Here is a 17,583-nt window from a genome sequence, read left to right on the forward strand (position 1 = left end):
CTTTGTCAGACTTGGGGCGATGCCGCTGCCTTGATTGTTATTGCTTGCCGGCGGCGAACAGCTGGTCCAGTTTCTTTTCGTATTCGTGGTAGCCCAGGTGGTCGTACAGCTCCATCCGGGTCTGCATCTTGTCCAGCACCGCCTGTTGGGTGCCGTCGCGGCGGATCGCGCCGTACACTTCCAGCGCGGCCTGGCTCATCGCGCGGAAGGCGGACAGCGGGTACAGCACCAGGCTGACGCCGTTCTCGGCCAGCTCTTCCGTGGTGTAGAGCGGCGTGGCGCCGAATTCGGTGATGTTGGCCAGCACCGGCACCTTCACCGCTTCGGCGAAGCGCTTGTACATGGCCAGGTCGGTCATCGCTTCGGGGAAGATCATGTCGGCGCCGGCCTCCACACAGGCGATGGCGCGCGCGATGGCGGCGTCCAGGCCTTCCACGGCCAACGCGTCGGTGCGCGCCATGATGACGAAGTTGGCGTCGCGGCGGGCATCGGTGGCGGCCTTGATGCGGTCCACCATCTCATCTTGAGGTACGATGGCCTTGTTCGGGCGGTGGCCGCAGCGTTTCTGCTGCACCTGGTCTTCGATGTGGACGGCGGCGACGCCGGCCTTCTCCAGGCTGCGCACCGCGCGGGCGATGTTGAAGGCGCCGCCCCAGCCGGTGTCGATGTCCACCAGCAGCGGCAGGTCGGTGTTGTCGGTGATGCGGCGCGCGTCGATCAGCACGTCTTCCAGCGTGGTGATGCCGAGGTCCGGGATGCCGCAGGACGAGGCGGCGACGCCGCCGCCGGACAGGTACAGGGCCTTGAAACCTGAGTGTTCGGCCAAACGTGCAGCGTAGGCGTTGATCGCCCCCACCACTTGCAATGGTTTTTCGGCGGCCACGGCCTGGCGGAAACGCTGCCCGGGAGTGCTCATGGAATGCTCCTGACGGTGGATTGGATTAATTGCCTGTCATTCAAGCAAGTGCTTGGTTGGAGTGTAAAGGCTCTAGAAATTGCTGGCAATAGTTGATATTCGGATGTTCAAGTTTTGTGCCGGGAGTGATATGTTTCGCAACGTCCTCGCCAGTGGGAACTCGGGCATTAAGCCGTGGTCTAGAACACAGTCCACGTAACGACCACATAGAACAGTGGGCAAACCAGGGAGCATAACAACGACTATGAGTGATCGGGACATCGATCAACAGTTGGTGGAACGTGCCCAGCGAGGTGAAAAAAGAGCTTTCGATCTGCTTGTTGCCAAGTATCAGCGACGTCTCGCCAGGCTGTTGTCGCGTTTCATACGCGACGGTTCTGACATCGAGGATGTGACGCAGGAAGCGTTTATCAAAGCGTATCGCGCCTTGCCGTCGTTCCGAGGTGAGAGCGCGTTTTACACATGGCTGTACAGGATCGGCATCAATACGGCCAAAAATTTCCTCAGCGCCAACGGACGTCGTCCGGTGGTGAACAGCGAGATCGAGGACGAGGACGGCGAGAGTTTCGACATGGCGTCGCAAATTCCCGACCTGAACACGCCCGAAACCGAGCTGATGAACAAGGAGATTCTGGCTACGGTCAATGCCGCCGTGGAGGCCTTGCCGGAGGAGTTGCGTACTGCCATCTCGCTTAGGGAGATGGAAGGGCTGTCCTACGATGAGATCGCCAGGGTGATGGATTGCCCGATAGGTACCGTGCGTTCGCGGATTTTCCGCGCACGCGAGGCGATTGCTGCTGAGCTCAGGCCTTTGCTGGATACGGCCAAGAACAGAAGGTGGTAAGTATGAAAGAAACGATATCCGCACTGATGGACGGCGAACTGGACGGGCCCGATGCCGACAAGGCAATCGCCGCCATCGCCGGAGACAAGGACCTGGATGATGCCTGGGAACAGTATCATCTGATCGGCGACGCCATGCGCGCCAACCGCCTGTCCTCGCTCAATGTGAGGGCCAAGGTGGCGGCGCGGCTGGCGGAGGAGCCGACGGTCCTGGCGCCGCGTCGCTGGACGCGTCCGCGCAAGGCGCGCGCCGCGAGCGCGGTGGCGCTGGCCGCGAGCGTCAGCTTCGCAGCCGTAGTGGGTTGGCAGCAGCTGTCCCACCGCAACGCTCCGCCGTCGGCGATCGCCGATCGCGGCGTGCCGGTGCAGATCGCGAACCCCGCGGCGGTGATGGACCAGGATGATCCCTATGTGCTGGCGCACCAGGAGGTGACCGCAGACCAGAGCGTGATGCGAGTGTCCTATGGAAACGGAGCTCGCCACTGATGCGTGTCGTTCCTCTGATTGGTGTTTTGATGTTCGGGGCCGCGTGCGCGGCCCATGCGGAGGATGACATGCAGCTGCTGCGCAATGTCGGCAACGCCGGCAGGCAGCAGCCGCTGGATGGCACCTATCTGCATCAGATGAATGGCACGCTGGAAACCTTCCGCATCGTCCGCCAGGGGCAAGGCGACAATGTGCGCGAAAAGCGCACTTCGCTGGACGGTCCGACGCGGGAGGTGGTTCGCAAGGGAAGGGAGCTCACCTGCTTCGCGCCCGACAAGCGCGCCCTGATGGCGTGCAAGATCAGCGCGATGAGGCTGTTCCCCGCCTTGCTGCCCGACGACCTCGACGACATTACCCGCTCCTATGCCCTCAAGCGCACCGGCCACGACCGCGTGGCCAAGCGCGACTGCCAGTGGCTGGATCTGCAGCCGCGCGACGCGCAGCGTTACACGATGCGGATGTGCATCGAGCCCGCGACCTATCTCCCTCTGAAAGTGATGACCTTGTCGCCGCGCGGCGACGCAGTCGAGCAGTTCACCTTCACGGATGTGGAGCTGGGCGGGGCCAAGGATAAGCGGGCGTATGCTTCCAGGCTGTCGCAGCGCTTCCAGCTGCGCTCCGGCGCATCCGCGGGGAGCGAGGAGGCGGCCGCTTCGCAAAGCGAGGTGACGGGCCTTCCGCAGGGCTTCCGGCTGTTGCGGTCGGTGCAGCGCGTGCTGCCCGGCCAGGGCGGCAAGCCGGTTCGCCACATGGTGCTGAGCGATGGCCTGGTCATGCTGTCGGTGTTCGTCGAGCCGCCGCCGCCGGAGCATGCGCGCCTGGAAAAGGTGGGCAATCTGCACGGGGCGATCAACATGGCCACCAGCTACCAGGGGGATATGCAGCTGACCGCGGTGGGCGACATGCCGCAAACCGCGATGATGGCTCTGCTCAAGGGCTTGCATGTCAACGGCAAGGGTGACTGAGCCCGTGTCCGGCGCGGGAGCGGATTGGGCATCGCGCGGGGATTCTTCCGCGGGTGCGCCGTTCGCCGTCCGGTGATGATCATGGCTGGCCATTCCGAATCGAGTCGATGCGGGGTGGCCAGTTTCGCGTGATGCGCCGGCAGGCGCGTCGCAAGGGAGCGTGAGGGGCGCGGCGTGGCGCCGTTTCCCGATCCGATGGTTGCAAAGCCGGCGTCCGCCGGCATATACAGTCCACAACATTCCAAAGATGGAGCGCGCATGTCGGTCAAAAAACTGATTGTTTCTGCAATGCTGGCGGCATCTGTCCTGACTGCCGCGGCGCCTGCCGCGATGGCGGCGGACCTGCCGGATTTCGCCCAGATCGTCGAGGCCGAAGGCAAGGCGGTGGTCAATATCAGCACCACCTCCACGGTCAAGGAGATGGTTTCCGGCCTGCCGGAGGGCATGGAGGGGGATCCGTTCTTCGAGTTCTTCCGCCGCTTCGCGCCGCCGCAGCAGCGCGAGCATCAGGAAAGCTCGCTGGGTTCCGGCTTCATCATTTCGCGGGACGGCTATGTGCTGACCAATGCGCATGTGGTGGCCCGCGCGGACAAGATTACCGTCAAGCTGAACGACAAGCGCGAATTCCAGGCGCGGGTGATCGGTTCCGACGCCCGTTCCGACGTGGCGCTGCTGAAGATCGATGCCCAGAACCTGCCGGTGGTGCGGATGGGCGATCCGAAAAGCCTGAAGGTGGGGCAGTGGGTGCTGGCCATCGGCTCGCCCTTCGGTTTTGAGAACACCGCGACTTCCGGCATCGTGTCCGGCAAGAACCGCATGCTGCCGGATGAGAGCGCCGTGCAGTTCATCCAGACCGACGCCGCGGTGAATCCCGGCAATTCCGGCGGCCCGCTGTTCAATCTGAAGGGCGAGGTGGTCGGCGTCAATTCGCAGATCTACAGCCGTTCCGGCGGCTTCATGGGCATTTCCTTCGCCATTCCGATCGATACCGCGATGAATGTCGCCGACCAGTTGAAGGCCAAGGGCAAGGTCACCCGCAGCCGCATCGGCGTGGTGGTGCAGGAGCTGAGCAAGGAGTTGGCGGCGTCCTTCGGCCTGGCCAAGCCCAGCGGCGTGCTGATCAACGCGCTCGATCCCAAGGGGCCGGCACAGAAGGCCGGCCTGAAGGCGGGCGACATCGTGCTGCGCATCAATGGCCAGGCGGTGGAGAACGGCGGCGACATGCAGCGCCTGATCAGCGACCTGCCGCCGGGCAAGGCGATCACGCTGGATGTCTGGCGCAGCCGCGCGCAGACCAGCGTCCGCGTGGTGCCGGACGAACTGGTGGAGGAGGATGCCCGCGTCGCCAAGCGCGAATACCGCAAGCCCGGCGCCGAGGCTGAGCAGAACCTGGCCCAGATCGGCTTGCGCCTGCAGGAGCTGAGCCCCGTCCAGCTGCAGCGCGCCGGCATCGATTACGGCTTGCTGGTGCGCGGCGCCAACGGCGCGGCGATGCGCGCCGGCATCCAGCCGGGCGACATCATCGTCGGCATCGGCAGCGATCCGCTGAAGAACTTCGCCCAGCTGAAGAATGCGCTGAACCAGGCCAAGAAAGGCGGCGCCGTGGCCTTGCAGGTGATGCGTCAGGGCGTGACCATGTTCGTGCCGCTGACCGTGGACGAAGCCAAGTGACGCTGACGCTGTACTTCCGCGAATATTGCAGCCTGTGCCACCAGATGCTGGCGGAGCTCGCGCCTTGGCGCGAGCGCCACGGCTTCGAGCTGGAGGTGGTGGACGTCGATGCCGATCCGGCGCTGGAAGCTCGCTTCAACGAGCTGGTGCCGGTGCTGATGGATGGCGAGACCGAAATCTGCCATTGGCATCTGGATGGCGCGAGATTGGCTGCACACTTGGGCGAAATCGGCTAAAATCCGCGCCAGTGTGAGTAAAACCGGGGGCGCGCTGGTCGCGCCCCCGCTTGCTGATCGGCTTCCGGCAGCCGCCGGACCCGCGGGGTCCCCCGGAAGGGCCATCCGTCAGCAGCCCCGGGCACGCTAGCGTGCCCTTATCTTTTGCTGGAAACCGATGAAGAACATCCGAAATTTTTCGATCATTGCCCATATCGACCACGGTAAATCGACGCTGGCCGACCGTTTCATCCAGTTTTGCGGCGGTTTGGAATTGCGCGAGATGAGCGCCCAGGTGCTCGACTCCATGGACATCGAGAAGGAGCGCGGCATCACCATCAAGGCGCAGACCGCCGCGCTGCAATACAAGGCCCGCGACGGCCAGGTGTACAACCTGAATCTGATCGACACCCCGGGGCACGTAGACTTCAGCTATGAAGTGTCGCGCTCGCTGTCCGCCTGCGAAGGCGCGCTGCTGGTGGTGGACGCGTCGCAGGGCGTGGAAGCCCAGACTGTGGCCAACTGCTACACCGCCATCGACCTGGGCGTGGAAGTGGTGCCGGTGCTGAACAAGATCGACCTGCCGGCCGCCGATCCCGAGCGCATTTCCCAGGAGATCGAGGACATCATCGGCATCGAGGCCGTCGAGGCAGTGCGCGCCTCGGCCAAGTCCGGCATCGGCATCGAGGACATCCTGGAAGAGGTGGTCAACAAGATCCCGCCGCCGAAGGGCGATCCGGACGGCCCGCTGAAGGCGCTGATCGTCGACTCCTGGTTCGACAACTACGTCGGCGTGGTGATGCTGGTGCGCGTGATCGACGGCTCGCTGAAGCCGAAGGACAAGATCAAGTTCATGGCCACCGGCGCCGAGCACCTGTGCGAGCAGGTGGGCGTGTTCACGCCCAAGTCGGTCCAGCGCCCGAGCCTGAACGCGGGCGAGGTGGGTTTCGTCATCGCCGGCATCAAGGAACTGAAATCGGCCAAGGTTGGCGACACCATCACCCTGGTGTCCAAACCGGCTACCGAGGCGCTGCCTGGCTTCAAGGACGTGCAGTCCCAGGTGTTCGCCGGCCTGTACCCGGTGGAAAGCCACGATTACGAAGCGCTGCGCGACGCGCTGGAAAAACTGCAGCTGAACGACGCTTCGCTGAAATACGAGCCGGAAGTGTCGCAGGCGCTGGGCTTCGGCTTCCGTTGCGGCTTCCTTGGCCTCCTGCACCTGGAAATCGTTCAGGAGCGGCTGGAGCGCGAGTTCGACATGGACCTGATCACCACCGCGCCGACGGTGAACTATGAAGTGGTGATGAAGGACGGCACGGTGGAAGTAGTGTCCAACCCGTCGCGGATGCCGGAAGCCGGCAAGTACGACGAGTTGCGCGAACCCATCATCACCTCCACCATCCTGGTGCCGCAGGACTATGTCGGCTCGGTGATGACCCTGTGCAACCAGAAGCGCGGCGTGCAGCGCAATATGCAGTACATGGGCCGCCAGGTGATGCTGACCTACGATCTGCCGATGAACGAAGTGGTGATGGACTTCTTCGACAAGCTGAAGTCGACCAGCCGCGGCTACGCCTCGCTGGACTACGAGTTCAAGGAATTCCAGAGCGCCGATCTGGTCAAGCTGGATGTGCTGGTCAACGGCGAGAAGGTGGACGCGTTGTCTCTGATCGTGCACCGCGCCTCCAGCGTGTATCGCGGCCGCGAGCTGGTGGCCAAGATGCGCGAGCTGATTCCGCGCCAGATGTTCGACATCGCGGTGCAGGCGGCCATCGGCGGCCACATCATCGCCCGCGAGACGGTGAAGGCGCTGCGCAAGAACGTGCTGGCCAAGTGCTATGGCGGCGACATCACGCGTAAGAAAAAGCTGCTGGAAAAACAAAAGGCCGGCAAGAAGCGGATGAAACAGGTCGGCAACGTGGAAATTCCGCAAGAGGCCTTCCTTGCCATTCTTCAAGTAGGGGACAAATAAGTGGGTGCAAACTTGTTCTGGGTGTTCTCGGCCGCGGTCGTGGTCGGCCTGTTGCTGATTCTGCTGGGCGGCAAGAAGCAGGAAGGCGCCAAGGATTGGCCGCAATCGGTGCAGTGGGGCTATCTGGCCCTGGTGATCGGCGGCTTCGGCCTGCTGTCCGACTACATGAGCTTCACCGCGGTGATGCTGGTGTTCGTCGTGATCACCGGCGCGGTGTGGGCGCTGGACAAGTGGATGCTGGCCAAGAAGCGCGCCGCCAGCGGCGCGCAGCCCGGCCATTTCGTCGATTATTCGCGCGGCTTCTTCCCGGTGATCCTCGTGGTGTTCGTGCTGCGCTCCTTCCTGGTTGAACCGTTCCAGATTCCGTCCAGCTCGATGCGGCCGGGCCTGGTGGTCGGCGACTTCATCCTGGTCAACAAGTTCACCTACGGCATCCGCGTGCCGGTGCTGAACAACGTGCTGGTCCCGGTCAACCAGGTCAAGCACGGCGACGTGGTGGTGTTCAATTATCCGCCCAATCCCAAGGTCAACTACATCAAGCGCGTGATCGGTTTGCCGGGGGATACCGTCGAGTACCGCAACAAGCGGCTGACCGTGAACGGCAAGCCGCTGACCGATGTCGAGGACGGCACCTACGACTACATCGAGCAAGGCTTGGCGCAGATCACCGCGCAGCGTTTCCGGGAAAGTCAGGGCGGCAAGACCTACCATGTATTGAACAACGCCGAAGCGCCGGTGGTGGCCTTGAGCCAGGTGCAGGACTTTCCCTATCGCGACAATTGCCGCTACGATGACGATGGCTTCGTCTGCAAGGTGCCGCAGGGCAATTACTTCATGATGGGCGACAACCGCGACAACAGCTCGGACGGCCGCTACTGGGGCTTCGTCGACGACAAGCTGATGGTGGGCAAGGCCTTCATGATCTGGATGAATTTCACCCAGCTGTCCCGCATCGGCACGCAGATCCAGTAAAAACAATCAGGCCACGAGCGGCCATGACCGGGAGAAACGCATGAAGAAGCAGCAAGGCTTGTCGGTAATTGCGATTTTGTTGGTTCTGGCGCTCGTCGGCGCCGGCCTGATGCTGGTGTTCAAGATCGTGCCGGTCTACACCGAATACGGCGACGTCAAGAACGCGCTGACGACGCTGGCCACCGAGACCAATGTCGGCGAGCAGACGCTCAGGCAGGAATTCGACGGCAAGGCCAGCGTCGCCGGCATCGTCTCCATCAAGGGCGAGAACCTGGTGGTGGTGTCCGGCAACGGCAGCAACTACCTGCGCGCGAAGTACCAGCGCGAGGTGCCGCTGTTCGCCAACGTCAGCCTGCTTTTCCATTTCGATACCCAGGCGGGACAACCGCCTGCGCAATAACCATACCGTGACCCAGATAGACAATCGATTCCGGCGCCTGTCCCAGGCGCTGGATTATGCTTTTCAAAAGCCGGAACTGCTGCGCCAGGCGCTGACGCACCGCAGTTACAGCAGCGCCAACAACGAGCGCTTCGAATTCGTCGGCGACAGCATCCTCAATTACACCGTGGCCCGCATGCTGTACGACCAGTTCCCGCAGCTGACCGAGGGCGAGCTGTCCCGGCTGCGCGCCAACCTGGTCAACCAGAACACGCTGGCGGAAATCGCCCATGAGCTGAAGCTGGGCGACTACCTGTATCTGGGCGAGGGCGAGCTCAAGAGCGGCGGCTTCAACCGGCCGTCCATCCTGGCCGATGCGCTGGAGGCCACCTTCGCCGCCGTCAGCTTCGACGCCGATTTCGCCGCCGCCGAACAGGTGGTGCGCCGCCTGTACAATCAGCGCGTCGCCACCATAGACACCACGCGCCAGGCCAAGGATGCCAAAACCCGCTTGCAGGAAGCGCTGCAGGCGCGCAAGCTGGCGCTGCCGAAGTACCGCATCCTGTCGCAGAGCGGCGAGGCGCACGAACAATGGTTCAAGGTGGAGTGTGACCTGGGCGAAATGGCCCTGATCTCCACCGGCGACGGCGGCAGCCGCCGCGCCGCCGAACAGCAGGCCGCCGAAGCGGCGCTGACCCTGCTGGAACAGAAACTCGCAGCAAGCAAGAAAAGATCATGACCGATACCCCATTCCACTGCGGCTTCGTCGCCATCGTCGGCCGTCCCAACGTGGGCAAGTCCACGCTGATGAACCACCTGATCGGCCAGAAGATCAGCATCACGTCCAAGAAGTCGCAGACCACGCGCCATCGCGTCACCGGCATCCATACCGAGGACGCGGCGCAGTTCGTCTTTGTCGACACGCCCGGCTTCCAGACCTATCACAAGGGCGCGCTGAACGAGGCGCTGAACAAGAGCGTCAAGGATTCCCTGGGCAGCGTGGACTGCGTGCTGTTCCTGCTGGAGGCGATGCGCTTCACCGCCGCCGACCGCGAGGTGATGGCGCTGCTGCCGAAGAAGACCCCGGTGATCCTGGTGGTGAACAAGCTGGACAAGGCCAAGGACAAGCTGACCCTGCAGGCTTTCATCGATGAGGTGACCGCCGAATTCGAGTTCGCCGGCGTGGAAGTGGTCAGCGCCAAGCACGGCCAGCGGCTGGCCGAGCTCTTGGACCAGGTGCGTCCGCATCTGCCGGAGTCGATGCCCCTGTATCCGGAGGACATGATCACCGACAAGAACGAGCGCTTCCTGGCCGCCGAGATCGTCCGCGAGAAGCTGTTCCGCTACCTGGGCGAAGAGCTGCCGTACGAGATGAACGTGGAAGTGGAAATGTTCGAGATGGACGGCGCGCTGCGCCGCATCCACATCGCGGTGCTGGTGGACAAGGAGCACCAGAAGCCCATCGTGATCGGCAGGGGCGGAGAGAAGCTGAAGAAGATCTCCACCGAGGCGCGCCTGGACATGGAAAAGCTGTTCGACGGCAAGGTATTCCTGCAGGTGTGGGTGAAGGTCAAATCCGGCTGGGCCGACGACGTCCGCTTCCTGCGCGAGTTTGGTCTGGACTGATGACAGTATTGGACAGGCCGCCGGCGCAGGCTTGCTGGGCGGCGAACCTTGCCGGCGACGGCGCGGCGGCGGAACTGTCGCGCTGCGCGCTGAGGCTGGCGGAAAGCCAGCCAGGCTGCCTGGGCGTGACGGCGGAGGACCGGGTCACCTATTGGGACAGCGTCGAAGCCATCGCCGCCTGGCGCGCCCGGGTGGAGCTGTTGGCCAGGCAGCGCCTTGGGCGCGGCGCGGACGAAGCGGTTTCCATCCTGGTCCGCCAGGCCGGAGGCGCGACGGCATGAGCCAGCCGGGCAGGGTGGACAAGCAGCCGGGCTATATCCTGCATACCCAGCCGTACCGCGAGACCAGCCTGCTGCTGGAGGTGCTGAGCCGCGACCATGGCCGTTTCAGCCTGGTGGCGCGCAGCGCGCGCCGGCCCAGATCGGATCTGCGCGGCGTGTTGCTGCCGTTCCAGCCGTTGACGCTGTCCTGGTTCGGCAAGGGCGAGTTGCGCACGCTGCACGCGGCGGATTGGGATGGCGGCGTGCGCGCGCTGACCGGCCTGCCGCTGGTCTGCGGCTTTTACCTGAACGAACTGATGATGAAGCTCACGGCGCGGGACGATCCCGAGCCGCGGGCTTTTTCCGTTTACGACCGGGCGGTGCGGGAGCTGGCCGGCGGCGCGCCGCTGTCGACGGCGCTGCGCCGCTACGAGCTCCGGCTGGCCCAGGTGCTGGGCTACGCGCCGGCGCTGAGCCGGGACAGCCGCGGCGAGGCCATCGCCGCCGATCGCCATTATCTGTGCCGCGACGCGGCGCTGCCGGAGCCGGACGAGCATCCGGAGCTGGCGCCGGTCGGACGAGTGGTCCGGCTGCCGGGCGAGGCGCTGCTGGCGCTGGACGCAGACGACTACCGCGAGCCGGCCACGCGCGGCCACGCCCGCCTGCTGAGCCGGGTATGGCTGTCCGCGCTGCTGGGCGACGAGCCGCTGGCGTCGCGCCAATTATTGCAGGCCATCCAGTCCCTTTCGGACTGATGGCGGATAGACAAGGGGGATGGAAATGATTTTGTTGGGCGTAAACATCGATCACGTCGCCACGCTGCGCCAGGCGCGCGGCACCCGCTATCCCAGCCCGGTGGAAGCCGCGCTGGTGGCGGAGTCCAGCGGCGCCGACCTGATCACGCTGCATTTGCGCGAGGATCGCCGCCACATCCAGGACGCCGACGTCAAGGCGATGCGCCCGGTGCTGAAGACGCGGATGAACCTGGAAATGGCGATGACGCCGGAGATGCTGGCGCACGCGCTGCAGGTGGCGCCGGAAGACGTGTGCCTGGTGCCGGAAAAGCGCGAGGAAGTCACCACCGAAGGCGGCCTGGATGTGCGCGGCCACTACGCCGACGTCAAGCATTACACCGGCAAGCTGACCGAGGCCGGCATCCGCGTGTCCATCTTCATCGACCCGGACCGCGAGCAGATCCAGAAGGCGTTTGACGCCGGCGCGCGCGTGATCGAGCTGCACACCGGCGCTTACGCCGACGCGCCGCACGCCAGCGAGCGCGAAGCCGAGCTGGCCCGCATCCGCGAGGCCGCCGAATTCGGCGCCAGCCTCGGCATGGTGGTCAACGCCGGCCACGGACTCAATTACCACAACGTCAAGCCCATCGCCGCGATTCCGCAGATCGCCGAGCTGAATATCGGGCACGCCATCGTCGCCCATGCGCTGTTCGTCGGCTTCCCGCAGGCGGTGCGCGAGATGAAGGCGCTGATGGAAAGCGCGCGCGCCCGCTGATGCCGACGGTCGTCACCCACGCGCTGGCCGGCGCCACGCTGGTCGGCTTGGCCTGCCGCAAGCCGTTGTCCGCGCCCGGCGTTTTGCCGTGGCTCGCGCTGTGCGGCGCGGCCGCGATGCTGCCGGATCTGGATGTGGTCACCTTCAAGCTGGGGATTCCGTATGCCAGCCCATGGGGGCACCGGGGCTTCTCGCATTCGCTGGCCGCCGCGGCGTTGCTGGCCGGCTTGTTGGCCTGGCTGTGCCGCCCGGTCTGGCAGCGAGCGGGGCTGACTGCCGCGCCGGCCGCCGCCTTGTTGTTCCTGGCGGTCGCCTCCCACCCGATGCTGGACATGATTTGCGACGCCAGCTTCGGTCCGGCGCTGTTCATGCCCTGGTCCGAGCATCGCTACCTCAGCGGATGGCGTCCGATCGAGGGCTCTCCGATCGGTCTCAAGCGCTGGTTCGGCGCCAAGGGCTGGCGCGTGGTCCATACCGAGTTCCTCTACGTATGGCTGCCGTGCCTCGCGTTGTGGGCGAGCCGATGCCTATGGCTGCGCCGTTCGGCAGGGGCGCGCGCATGATTTACGGCATAGGCACCGACCTGGTGGAGATCGCCCGGATGGAGGCCTGGTGCCGGCGCTGGGGCGAGAAGGCGGGGCGGCGGCTGCTGACCGCGGCGGAGCAGGCCGAGTTCGCGGCTCACGCCGAGCCGGCGCGCTTTCTCGCCAAGCGCTTCGCCGCGAAGGAGGCTTTCGCCAAGGCGCTGGGCACCGGCGTGGTGGCGCCTGCCTTGCTGACGGCGATAGGCGTCGGCCATGATGAATTGGGCAAACCCGTGTTGATCTTGTCGGATGAACTGGCAGCCTTTGCCGCCGCGCGCGGCATTGCGCGCATGCATCTGTCCATCAGCGACGAGCGCGGCCACGCGCTGGCCTTCGTCGTGCTTGAATCGTAAGGCGGGAGGCCGCCTCGCGCGCGAGGACGCGGGAACGGTCGGCGCTCCGCGCCTGTCTTTAGCAATACCCGGGGTGGCCATGCCTGCCCCGATGGTCGAGGATGAAACCATGAGCCAAACGACTTTGAATCTCCCGCGCGGCCCGGTGATGGTGGACATCGCCGGCTTCGCGCTGACCGAAGCGGAACGCGCCCGGCTGTCCCATCCGCTGGTCGGCGGCGTCATCCTGTTTCGCCGCAATTTCCACAACATCGAACAACTGCGCGCGCTGACCGCCGAGATCCGCGCCTTGCGTACGCCGCATCTGTTGATCGCCGTCGATCACGAGGGCGGGCGCGTGCAGCGCTTCCTGGACGGCTTCACCCGCCTGCCGCCGATGCGCGTGCTGGGCGAGGCCTGGGATGCCGACCGCGACCAGGCGCTGAAGCTGGCCGAGACTGTGGGCTACGTGCTGGCGGCCGAATTGTCCGCCTGCGGCATAGACCTGTCCTTCACCCCGGTGCTGGACCTGGACTGGGAGCGTTGCGCGGTGATCGGCAACCGCGCCTTCCACCGCGATCCGGAGGCGGTGTCGGCGCTGGCCGAAGCGCTGCAGCAAGGCCTGGGCCGCGGCGGCATGATGAGCTGCGGCAAGCACTATCCCGGCCACGGCTATGTGGAGGGCGACAGCCACCATCTGATGCCGCAGGACGATCGCACGCTGGCACAGATCGAACAGGACGATCTGGTGCCGTTCGCCCGTCTGGCCGACGCCGGCATGGGCGCGGTGATGCCGGCCCACGTGCTGTACCCGGCGGTGGATAGCCAGCCGGCGGGCTTCTCCAAGGTGTGGCTGACCGACATCCTGCGCGGCAGGATAGGCTTCGACGGCGTGATCTTCTCCGACGCGCTGGACATGGCCGGCGCGGCCGGCGCCGGCACTTACGTGCAGCGCGCCGACGCGGCGCTGGCCGCCGGCTGCGACATGGTGTTGGTGTGCAACCAGCCGGAAGAGGCGGACGCGATGCTGGCCGCGCTGGCGCCGCCGCCGCAACCCCAGCTGGCGGAGCGGCTGGAGCGCATGGCGGGCAAGAGCCGCGCCGAAGATTGGCAGCGCTTGATCGCCACGCCGGATTTCGCCGCCGCGCAGGCGGCGGTCAGGCAATTGGCGATGCCCAAGGACGCGCTGGCCGGGCCGCAAGTGGGCGAGGCGCACTGAGATGCTGCCCGCCAGCCTGCAAGAGCTGGACGCCATCCGCGACCAATGCCGGGCGATGGTGAACGGCCGGGCGGCGCTGTCCGCCGGCGCGTCCGCCTTGCCGGCGCCCGGCGTCGACATCGCCGCCGACGTGGCCATCCTGCTGCAGCTGATCCCGGCGATCAACCAGCGCTTCGGCGTGGCGCCGGAGCAGATCGCCGGTTACGACGCGGCGCGCAAGCAGATGCTGTATCAGCTGATCCGCCGCGCCGGCGGCGCGCTGTTGGGTCTGGAGGTCACCCGCACGTTGCTGGCCGCGGTGGCCAGGCGCGCGGCCGGCCGCTGGGCCGGCAAGCAGGCGCTGAAGCTGGTGCCGGTGCTGGGGTGGGCGGCCAACGCGGCGATCGGTTTCGCCGCGATGCGCTATGTGGGCAACAGCCATATCGACGATTGTTACGCCGTCTGCCGGCGCATGCTGGAGCAGGGCGGAAGGGAGTAGAACCATGCAAGTGGGCGCGCTGATCATCGGCGACGAACTGTTGTCCGGCAAACGCCAGGACAAGCATATGCAGGCCTTGATCCGCATCCTGGCCGCGCGCGGGATGAAGCTGGCCTGGGCCGAATATCTGGGCGACGATCCGGCCCGCATCGAAGCCGCCTTGCGCCGCGCCTTCGCCGGCGGCGATCTGGTATTCAGCTTCGGCGGCATCGGCGCCACGCCGGACGACCATACCCGCGCTTGCGCCGCCCGCGCGCTGGGCGTGCCGCTGGCGCTGCATCCGGAGGCCAAGGCGCTGATCGAGGGACGTTTCGGCGCGGACGCCTATCCGCACCGGATTCATATGGGGAATTTCCCGCAGGGCGCCGCCATCATCCCCAATCCGGTCAACCAGATCGCCGGCTTTTCGCACGGCCATGTCCATTTCCTGCCCGGCTTCCCCAGCATGGCCTGGCCTATGGCCGAATGGGTGCTGGATACGCATTGCCGCCATCTGTTCGCGACTCAACCCGACGTCGAGCGGTCCTGCATCGCGATTCAGGCCCGCGAGGGCGATCTGATCGGCCTGATGCAGGATTTTTCCGCCCGCTATCCGGCGCTCAAATTGTCCAGCCTGCCCAATTTCGGCAATCAGGCGATTCCGGACATGCATATCGAGTTCGGCTTCACAGGCCAGCCGGCCTTGGTGGAGATCGCTATCGCTGAATGGGCGAAGTCGCTGCGGGGGCTGGGATATGAAGTGAGGACGGGTGATCCGGAGTAGAGGCCGCGCGGCGGCATGAAAATCCATTTTGAACGTTGATGTCCTTGTGCCGGCTTGCATGGGCCGGGAAGAATCGGCGCCCAATGCATGTTTCGGGCTTGCGAACCATTTTGGGAGCGGCGGAGTCGGAGAGGGACCGAGTGTCGTTCTTTAAAGAGAAAATACATGCGCGCCATTTCTTATCGAATCGCCCATCCCGACGATGTGGCAGCCTGCGTCGCCATCCGCGGACAGACCCGCGAGAACGCCATTTCGGAAGCGCGTTTGAATGAGCTGGGCATCACTCGGGAGAGCTGGGCGCAAAGCGTGCGCGCGGGCGAACTGGCCGGCGTGGTGGCGGAGGCGGGAGGGCGCATCGTCGGCTATTGCTTCGGCGGCGCGGCAAGCGGCGAAATCGCGGTGCTGGCGTTGCTCCCGGCGTTCGAAGGGGCGGGCTTGGGCAAGACCCTGCTGGCGCGGGTGATGGACATTTTGCGGGGTGCCGGCCATCAGCGGCTGTTTCTGGGATGCAGCAGCGACCCGACAGTGCGCTCCTATGGTTTTTATCGCCATCTGGGCTGGCAATCCACCGGCGAAGTGGATGCCTATGGCGATGAGGTGCTGGAATACCTGTTTTCATCGGAGCCGGCCTGACTCCGACTGGGCGACCGATCTACATTTGTTTGCAAGCTGAACGCCGATCGTTCCAAGCTCCGTGGGAGAATCGGCTTTCTTTTCCATGTCTGGATGAATGTCATGCGCCACTCATGGCTGGCTGTTGCCGGCATTGCCGGTTTACTGGCTTTTCCGCCCGTCGATGCCTGCACGCTGTGGGGCGCGGCGGGCACGGCCAGCATGGAAGGATCATTGCTGGCCAAGAACCGAGACTGGAAGCCCGACCATGCGCAGTCGTTGCGGCTGCTTCATCCTGAGCATGGCTACGCCTACCTGGGCCTGTACGCCGACAACGGCAGCGAGCCGGGCATCAAGGCCGGCGTCAATCAGAAGGGACTGGCGGTCGTCGCCGCCGAAGCCAGCAGTCTGCCGCGCGCGCTACGGGCCGATAGCGCGCGCCATGGCGTTTTGACGCGGTTGTTGCGCGATTACGGTTCGCTGGACGAGGTGGCGTCCGCCGCGGACAAGCTGTTCGCGCAGGCGCGTCCGGTGTTTCTGCTGCTGGCCGACGCCGGCGGCCTGATGCAGGTGGAAATCGGCCAGCATGGCCGTTACCGGCTCATCCGCCAGCAGAGCGGCACGCTGGCGCATACCAACCATTATGCCGATACGTCCTTGCTGGATGGGGCGCAGACAATCGGCCCCAGCAGCCAGGCGCGGCTCGAGCGCATCCGCTTCCTGCTGGATCAGCATCCGGCGCATACGCTTTCCGAGTTCGAGCGATTGAGCCGGGATCGCCATGACGGGCCGGACAACAGCCTGTGGCGGAGCGGCCGCGAGCATACGCTGGCGGGCTGGAGGATCGCGCTGCCGGCAGGCGCGCCGCCCAGGTTGCAGCTGACGCTGGCCAATCCGGGGCGCGCGGAGCGGGACGGGGATTATGCGCTGGATTCGGCGTTCTGGGCGCAGCCGGCGCGCACGCTATTGCCGTGAGCGGACAAAAGACAGGCCGTTGCCGGCCTGTCTTTTGAGAATGACGCCTGGCGGGCTCAGCGCGCCGGCGTGCAGTTTGGCCCTTCCCATTTGCCGTCGCTGTTGAGGGTGACGCCGGGGTCCTGCATCCGGCAGTCCGGCAATTTGGGCTTGCCGTCGGTCGGGATCACGATGACGGTGGTGGCCGGCGCGGCGGGAGCTTGCGCGGCGGGGTGCGACATATTCTGCATATTGGCCCGCATATCGTCGGCGCGTTTGTCGGAGCGCTTCATCATGCAGTTGGCGAAAGTGTCGGTGCCTGGCTTGAAGCCGTAGTTGGCGCAGGCTTGCTGATCCATCGCCCGAATCTCCTCGGGGCTGGCGCAGGCGGTCAGGATGGGGGCGCCGATGGCGGCGGCGATCAGCAGGGGCAAGGTTCTCATCGCTTCATTTCTCCAGGCAAGTGTCGGTATCAGGGCGGGCGGGTGGTCGAACTTGTTTTCCTATCTATAGAACCGGCAGGATTTTTTCCAAGCTTTGCGCGCGCGTGGCGATGATTTCGGCTTGCGGACGCCGGTTTCAATTGGCATAATCTTTTCTTTTCGCATAGTGAAAAGGAGAACCCAATGAGCCGCGATATTCAATTTCAAGGGCGTGCCGGCTGAACCGTTGCCCCGGTCGTTTCATTTTCCGATAGTTTTCCCGTTGTAAGCGGCGCCGCTCGGCGGCCGTTCCCCGGCATGTTCCCTTTCACCGCATCCGCGCGGTGAGCAAGCCTGTTCATCAGGCGCGTTTCCCCTATTCATTTCCGAATGCTTGATCGAGCC

At 64.9% G+C, this 17,583-nt stretch carries 22 protein-coding genes; 20 read left to right on the forward strand and 2 right to left on the reverse strand.

Annotated features, from left to right (window positions below; all coding sequences use genetic code 11):
• Positions 1–37: 37 nt before the first annotated feature.
• A complete protein-coding gene (prpB, locus tag CV_RS10050; RefSeq protein ID WP_011135605.1) occupies positions 38–916 on the reverse strand; it encodes a methylisocitrate lyase in 879 nt (292 codons plus the stop codon).
• 244 nt (positions 917–1,160) lie between these two features.
• On the opposite strand from prpB, the gene rpoE reads away from it, so the two are divergent.
• The 20 genes from rpoE (at position 1,161) to CV_RS10150 (ending at position 16,777) form a co-directional block, all read left to right on the forward strand.
• On the forward strand, positions 1,161–1,760 hold the full coding sequence (gene rpoE, locus CV_RS10055; RefSeq protein ID WP_011135606.1) for an RNA polymerase sigma factor RpoE: 600 nt from the start codon (positions 1,161–1,163) through the stop codon (positions 1,758–1,760).
• A 2-nt stretch (positions 1,761–1,762) separates the two neighbouring features.
• Positions 1,763–2,245 (forward strand): sigma-E factor negative regulatory protein, encoded by a 483-nt coding sequence (locus CV_RS10060; protein WP_011135607.1) that lies wholly within the window; start codon positions 1,763–1,765, stop codon positions 2,243–2,245.
• A 68-nt stretch (positions 2,246–2,313) separates the two neighbouring features.
• Positions 2,314–3,210 carry a MucB/RseB C-terminal domain-containing protein gene (locus CV_RS10065; RefSeq protein ID WP_052278806.1) on the forward strand — a complete coding sequence of 299 codons (897 nt, stop codon included), beginning with the start codon at positions 2,314–2,316 and terminating at the stop codon, positions 3,208–3,210.
• A gap of 258 nt (positions 3,211–3,468) precedes the next feature.
• Positions 3,469–4,881 (forward strand): DegQ family serine endoprotease, encoded by a 1,413-nt coding sequence (locus CV_RS10070; RefSeq protein ID WP_011135609.1) that lies wholly within the window; start codon positions 3,469–3,471, stop codon positions 4,879–4,881.
• The gene (locus CV_RS10075; protein ID WP_011135610.1) at positions 4,878–5,117 is read left to right on the forward strand and encodes a glutaredoxin family protein; all 240 of its coding nucleotides are present in this window, start codon (positions 4,878–4,880) and stop codon (positions 5,115–5,117) included. Before CV_RS10070 ends, CV_RS10075 begins: the two co-directional genes overlap by 4 nt.
• 157 nt (positions 5,118–5,274) lie before the next feature.
• Positions 5,275–7,068, forward strand: a complete 1,794-nt coding sequence (gene lepA, locus CV_RS10080) for a translation elongation factor 4 (RefSeq protein ID WP_011135611.1) — start codon at positions 5,275–5,277, stop codon at positions 7,066–7,068.
• The gene (gene lepB, locus CV_RS10085) at positions 7,069–8,040 is read left to right on the forward strand and encodes a signal peptidase I (protein ID WP_011135612.1); all 972 of its coding nucleotides are present in this window, start codon (positions 7,069–7,071) and stop codon (positions 8,038–8,040) included.
• Between the two features lie 40 nt (positions 8,041–8,080).
• Positions 8,081–8,440 carry a DUF4845 domain-containing protein gene (locus tag CV_RS10090; RefSeq protein ID WP_011135613.1) on the forward strand — a complete coding sequence of 120 codons (360 nt, stop codon included), beginning with the start codon at positions 8,081–8,083 and terminating at the stop codon, positions 8,438–8,440.
• Positions 8,441–8,447: 7 nt separating this feature from the next.
• Positions 8,448–9,158, forward strand: coding sequence for a ribonuclease III (gene rnc, locus CV_RS10095; protein WP_011135614.1), 711 nt, complete (start codon positions 8,448–8,450; stop codon positions 9,156–9,158).
• A complete protein-coding gene (gene era, locus CV_RS10100; protein WP_011135615.1) occupies positions 9,155–10,045 on the forward strand; it encodes a GTPase Era in 891 nt (296 codons plus the stop codon). Before rnc ends, era begins: the two co-directional genes overlap by 4 nt.
• Complete coding sequence (locus CV_RS10105; protein ID WP_011135616.1) at positions 10,045–10,326, forward strand: antibiotic biosynthesis monooxygenase family protein; 282 nt, start codon at positions 10,045–10,047, stop codon at positions 10,324–10,326. The genes era and CV_RS10105 overlap by 1 nt, the downstream gene beginning before the upstream one ends.
• On the forward strand, positions 10,323–11,060 hold the full coding sequence (recO, locus tag CV_RS10110) for a DNA repair protein RecO (RefSeq protein ID WP_011135617.1): 738 nt from the start codon (positions 10,323–10,325) through the stop codon (positions 11,058–11,060). The genes CV_RS10105 and recO overlap by 4 nt, the downstream gene beginning before the upstream one ends.
• Positions 11,061–11,085: 25 nt before the next feature.
• Positions 11,086–11,814: a pyridoxine 5'-phosphate synthase gene (gene pdxJ / locus CV_RS10115; protein ID WP_011135618.1), complete on the forward strand. Its 729-nt coding sequence runs from the start codon at positions 11,086–11,088 to the stop codon at positions 11,812–11,814.
• Positions 11,814–12,377 (forward strand): metal-dependent hydrolase, encoded by a 564-nt coding sequence (locus CV_RS10120; RefSeq protein WP_011135619.1) that lies wholly within the window; start codon positions 11,814–11,816, stop codon positions 12,375–12,377. Before pdxJ ends, CV_RS10120 begins: the two co-directional genes overlap by 1 nt.
• On the forward strand, positions 12,374–12,751 hold the full coding sequence (gene acpS / locus CV_RS10125; RefSeq protein ID WP_011135620.1) for a holo-ACP synthase: 378 nt from the start codon (positions 12,374–12,376) through the stop codon (positions 12,749–12,751). Before CV_RS10120 ends, acpS begins: the two co-directional genes overlap by 4 nt.
• 109 nt (positions 12,752–12,860) lie before the next feature.
• Complete coding sequence (gene nagZ / locus CV_RS10130; RefSeq protein ID WP_043597790.1) at positions 12,861–13,949, forward strand: beta-N-acetylhexosaminidase; 1,089 nt, start codon at positions 12,861–12,863, stop codon at positions 13,947–13,949.
• 1 nt (position 13,950) lies between these two features.
• Positions 13,951–14,427, forward strand: coding sequence for a hypothetical protein (locus tag CV_RS10135; protein WP_011135622.1), 477 nt, complete (start codon positions 13,951–13,953; stop codon positions 14,425–14,427).
• A gap of 4 nt (positions 14,428–14,431) precedes the next feature.
• Positions 14,432–15,190: a competence/damage-inducible protein A gene (locus tag CV_RS10140; RefSeq protein ID WP_011135623.1), complete on the forward strand. Its 759-nt coding sequence runs from the start codon at positions 14,432–14,434 to the stop codon at positions 15,188–15,190.
• A gap of 165 nt (positions 15,191–15,355) precedes the next feature.
• A complete protein-coding gene (locus tag CV_RS10145) occupies positions 15,356–15,823 on the forward strand; it encodes a GNAT family N-acetyltransferase (RefSeq protein WP_043595996.1) in 468 nt (155 codons plus the stop codon).
• A 102-nt stretch (positions 15,824–15,925) separates the two neighbouring features.
• Complete coding sequence (locus CV_RS10150; RefSeq protein WP_043596000.1) at positions 15,926–16,777, forward strand: carcinine hydrolase/isopenicillin-N N-acyltransferase family protein; 852 nt, start codon at positions 15,926–15,928, stop codon at positions 16,775–16,777.
• Positions 16,778–16,833: 56 nt separating this feature from the next.
• On the opposite strand, the gene CV_RS22150 is transcribed toward CV_RS10150, so the two are convergent.
• A complete protein-coding gene (locus CV_RS22150) occupies positions 16,834–17,199 on the reverse strand; it encodes a hypothetical protein (protein ID WP_011135626.1) in 366 nt (121 codons plus the stop codon).
• Positions 17,200–17,583: the final 384 nt, after the last annotated feature.

The sequence above is a fragment of the Chromobacterium violaceum ATCC 12472 genome (assembly GCF_000007705.1).
GTDB classification, from domain to species: domain Bacteria; phylum Pseudomonadota; class Gammaproteobacteria; order Burkholderiales; family Chromobacteriaceae; genus Chromobacterium; species Chromobacterium violaceum.

Coding starts and splice junctions, on each gene's coding strand:
- prpB (WP_011135605.1), bottom strand. CDS start 916: ATGAGCACTCCCGGGCAGCGTTTCCGCCAGGCCGTGGCCGCCGAAAAA.
- rpoE (WP_011135606.1), top strand. CDS start 1,161: ATGAGTGATCGGGACATCGATCAACAGTTGGTGGAACGTGCCCAGCGA.
- CV_RS10060 (WP_011135607.1), top strand. CDS start 1,763: ATGAAAGAAACGATATCCGCACTGATGGACGGCGAACTGGACGGGCCC.
- CV_RS10065 (WP_052278806.1), top strand. CDS start 2,314: ATGCAGCTGCTGCGCAATGTCGGCAACGCCGGCAGGCAGCAGCCGCTG.
- CV_RS10070 (WP_011135609.1), top strand. CDS start 3,469: ATGTCGGTCAAAAAACTGATTGTTTCTGCAATGCTGGCGGCATCTGTC.
- lepA (WP_011135611.1), top strand. CDS start 5,275: ATGAAGAACATCCGAAATTTTTCGATCATTGCCCATATCGACCACGGT.
- CV_RS10090 (WP_011135613.1), top strand. CDS start 8,081: ATGAAGAAGCAGCAAGGCTTGTCGGTAATTGCGATTTTGTTGGTTCTG.
- era (WP_011135615.1), top strand. CDS start 9,155: ATGACCGATACCCCATTCCACTGCGGCTTCGTCGCCATCGTCGGCCGT.
- CV_RS10105 (WP_011135616.1), top strand. CDS start 10,045: ATGACAGTATTGGACAGGCCGCCGGCGCAGGCTTGCTGGGCGGCGAAC.
- recO (WP_011135617.1), top strand. CDS start 10,323: ATGAGCCAGCCGGGCAGGGTGGACAAGCAGCCGGGCTATATCCTGCAT.
- pdxJ (WP_011135618.1), top strand. CDS start 11,086: ATGATTTTGTTGGGCGTAAACATCGATCACGTCGCCACGCTGCGCCAG.
- CV_RS10120 (WP_011135619.1), top strand. CDS start 11,814: ATGCCGACGGTCGTCACCCACGCGCTGGCCGGCGCCACGCTGGTCGGC.
- acpS (WP_011135620.1), top strand. CDS start 12,374: ATGATTTACGGCATAGGCACCGACCTGGTGGAGATCGCCCGGATGGAG.
- nagZ (WP_043597790.1), top strand. CDS start 12,861: ATGAGCCAAACGACTTTGAATCTCCCGCGCGGCCCGGTGATGGTGGAC.
- CV_RS10135 (WP_011135622.1), top strand. CDS start 13,951: ATGCTGCCCGCCAGCCTGCAAGAGCTGGACGCCATCCGCGACCAATGC.
- CV_RS10140 (WP_011135623.1), top strand. CDS start 14,432: ATGCAAGTGGGCGCGCTGATCATCGGCGACGAACTGTTGTCCGGCAAA.
- CV_RS10145 (WP_043595996.1), top strand. CDS start 15,356: ATGCGCGCCATTTCTTATCGAATCGCCCATCCCGACGATGTGGCAGCC.
- CV_RS10150 (WP_043596000.1), top strand. CDS start 15,926: ATGCGCCACTCATGGCTGGCTGTTGCCGGCATTGCCGGTTTACTGGCT.
- CV_RS22150 (WP_011135626.1), bottom strand. CDS start 17,199: ATGAGAACCTTGCCCCTGCTGATCGCCGCCGCCATCGGCGCCCCCATC.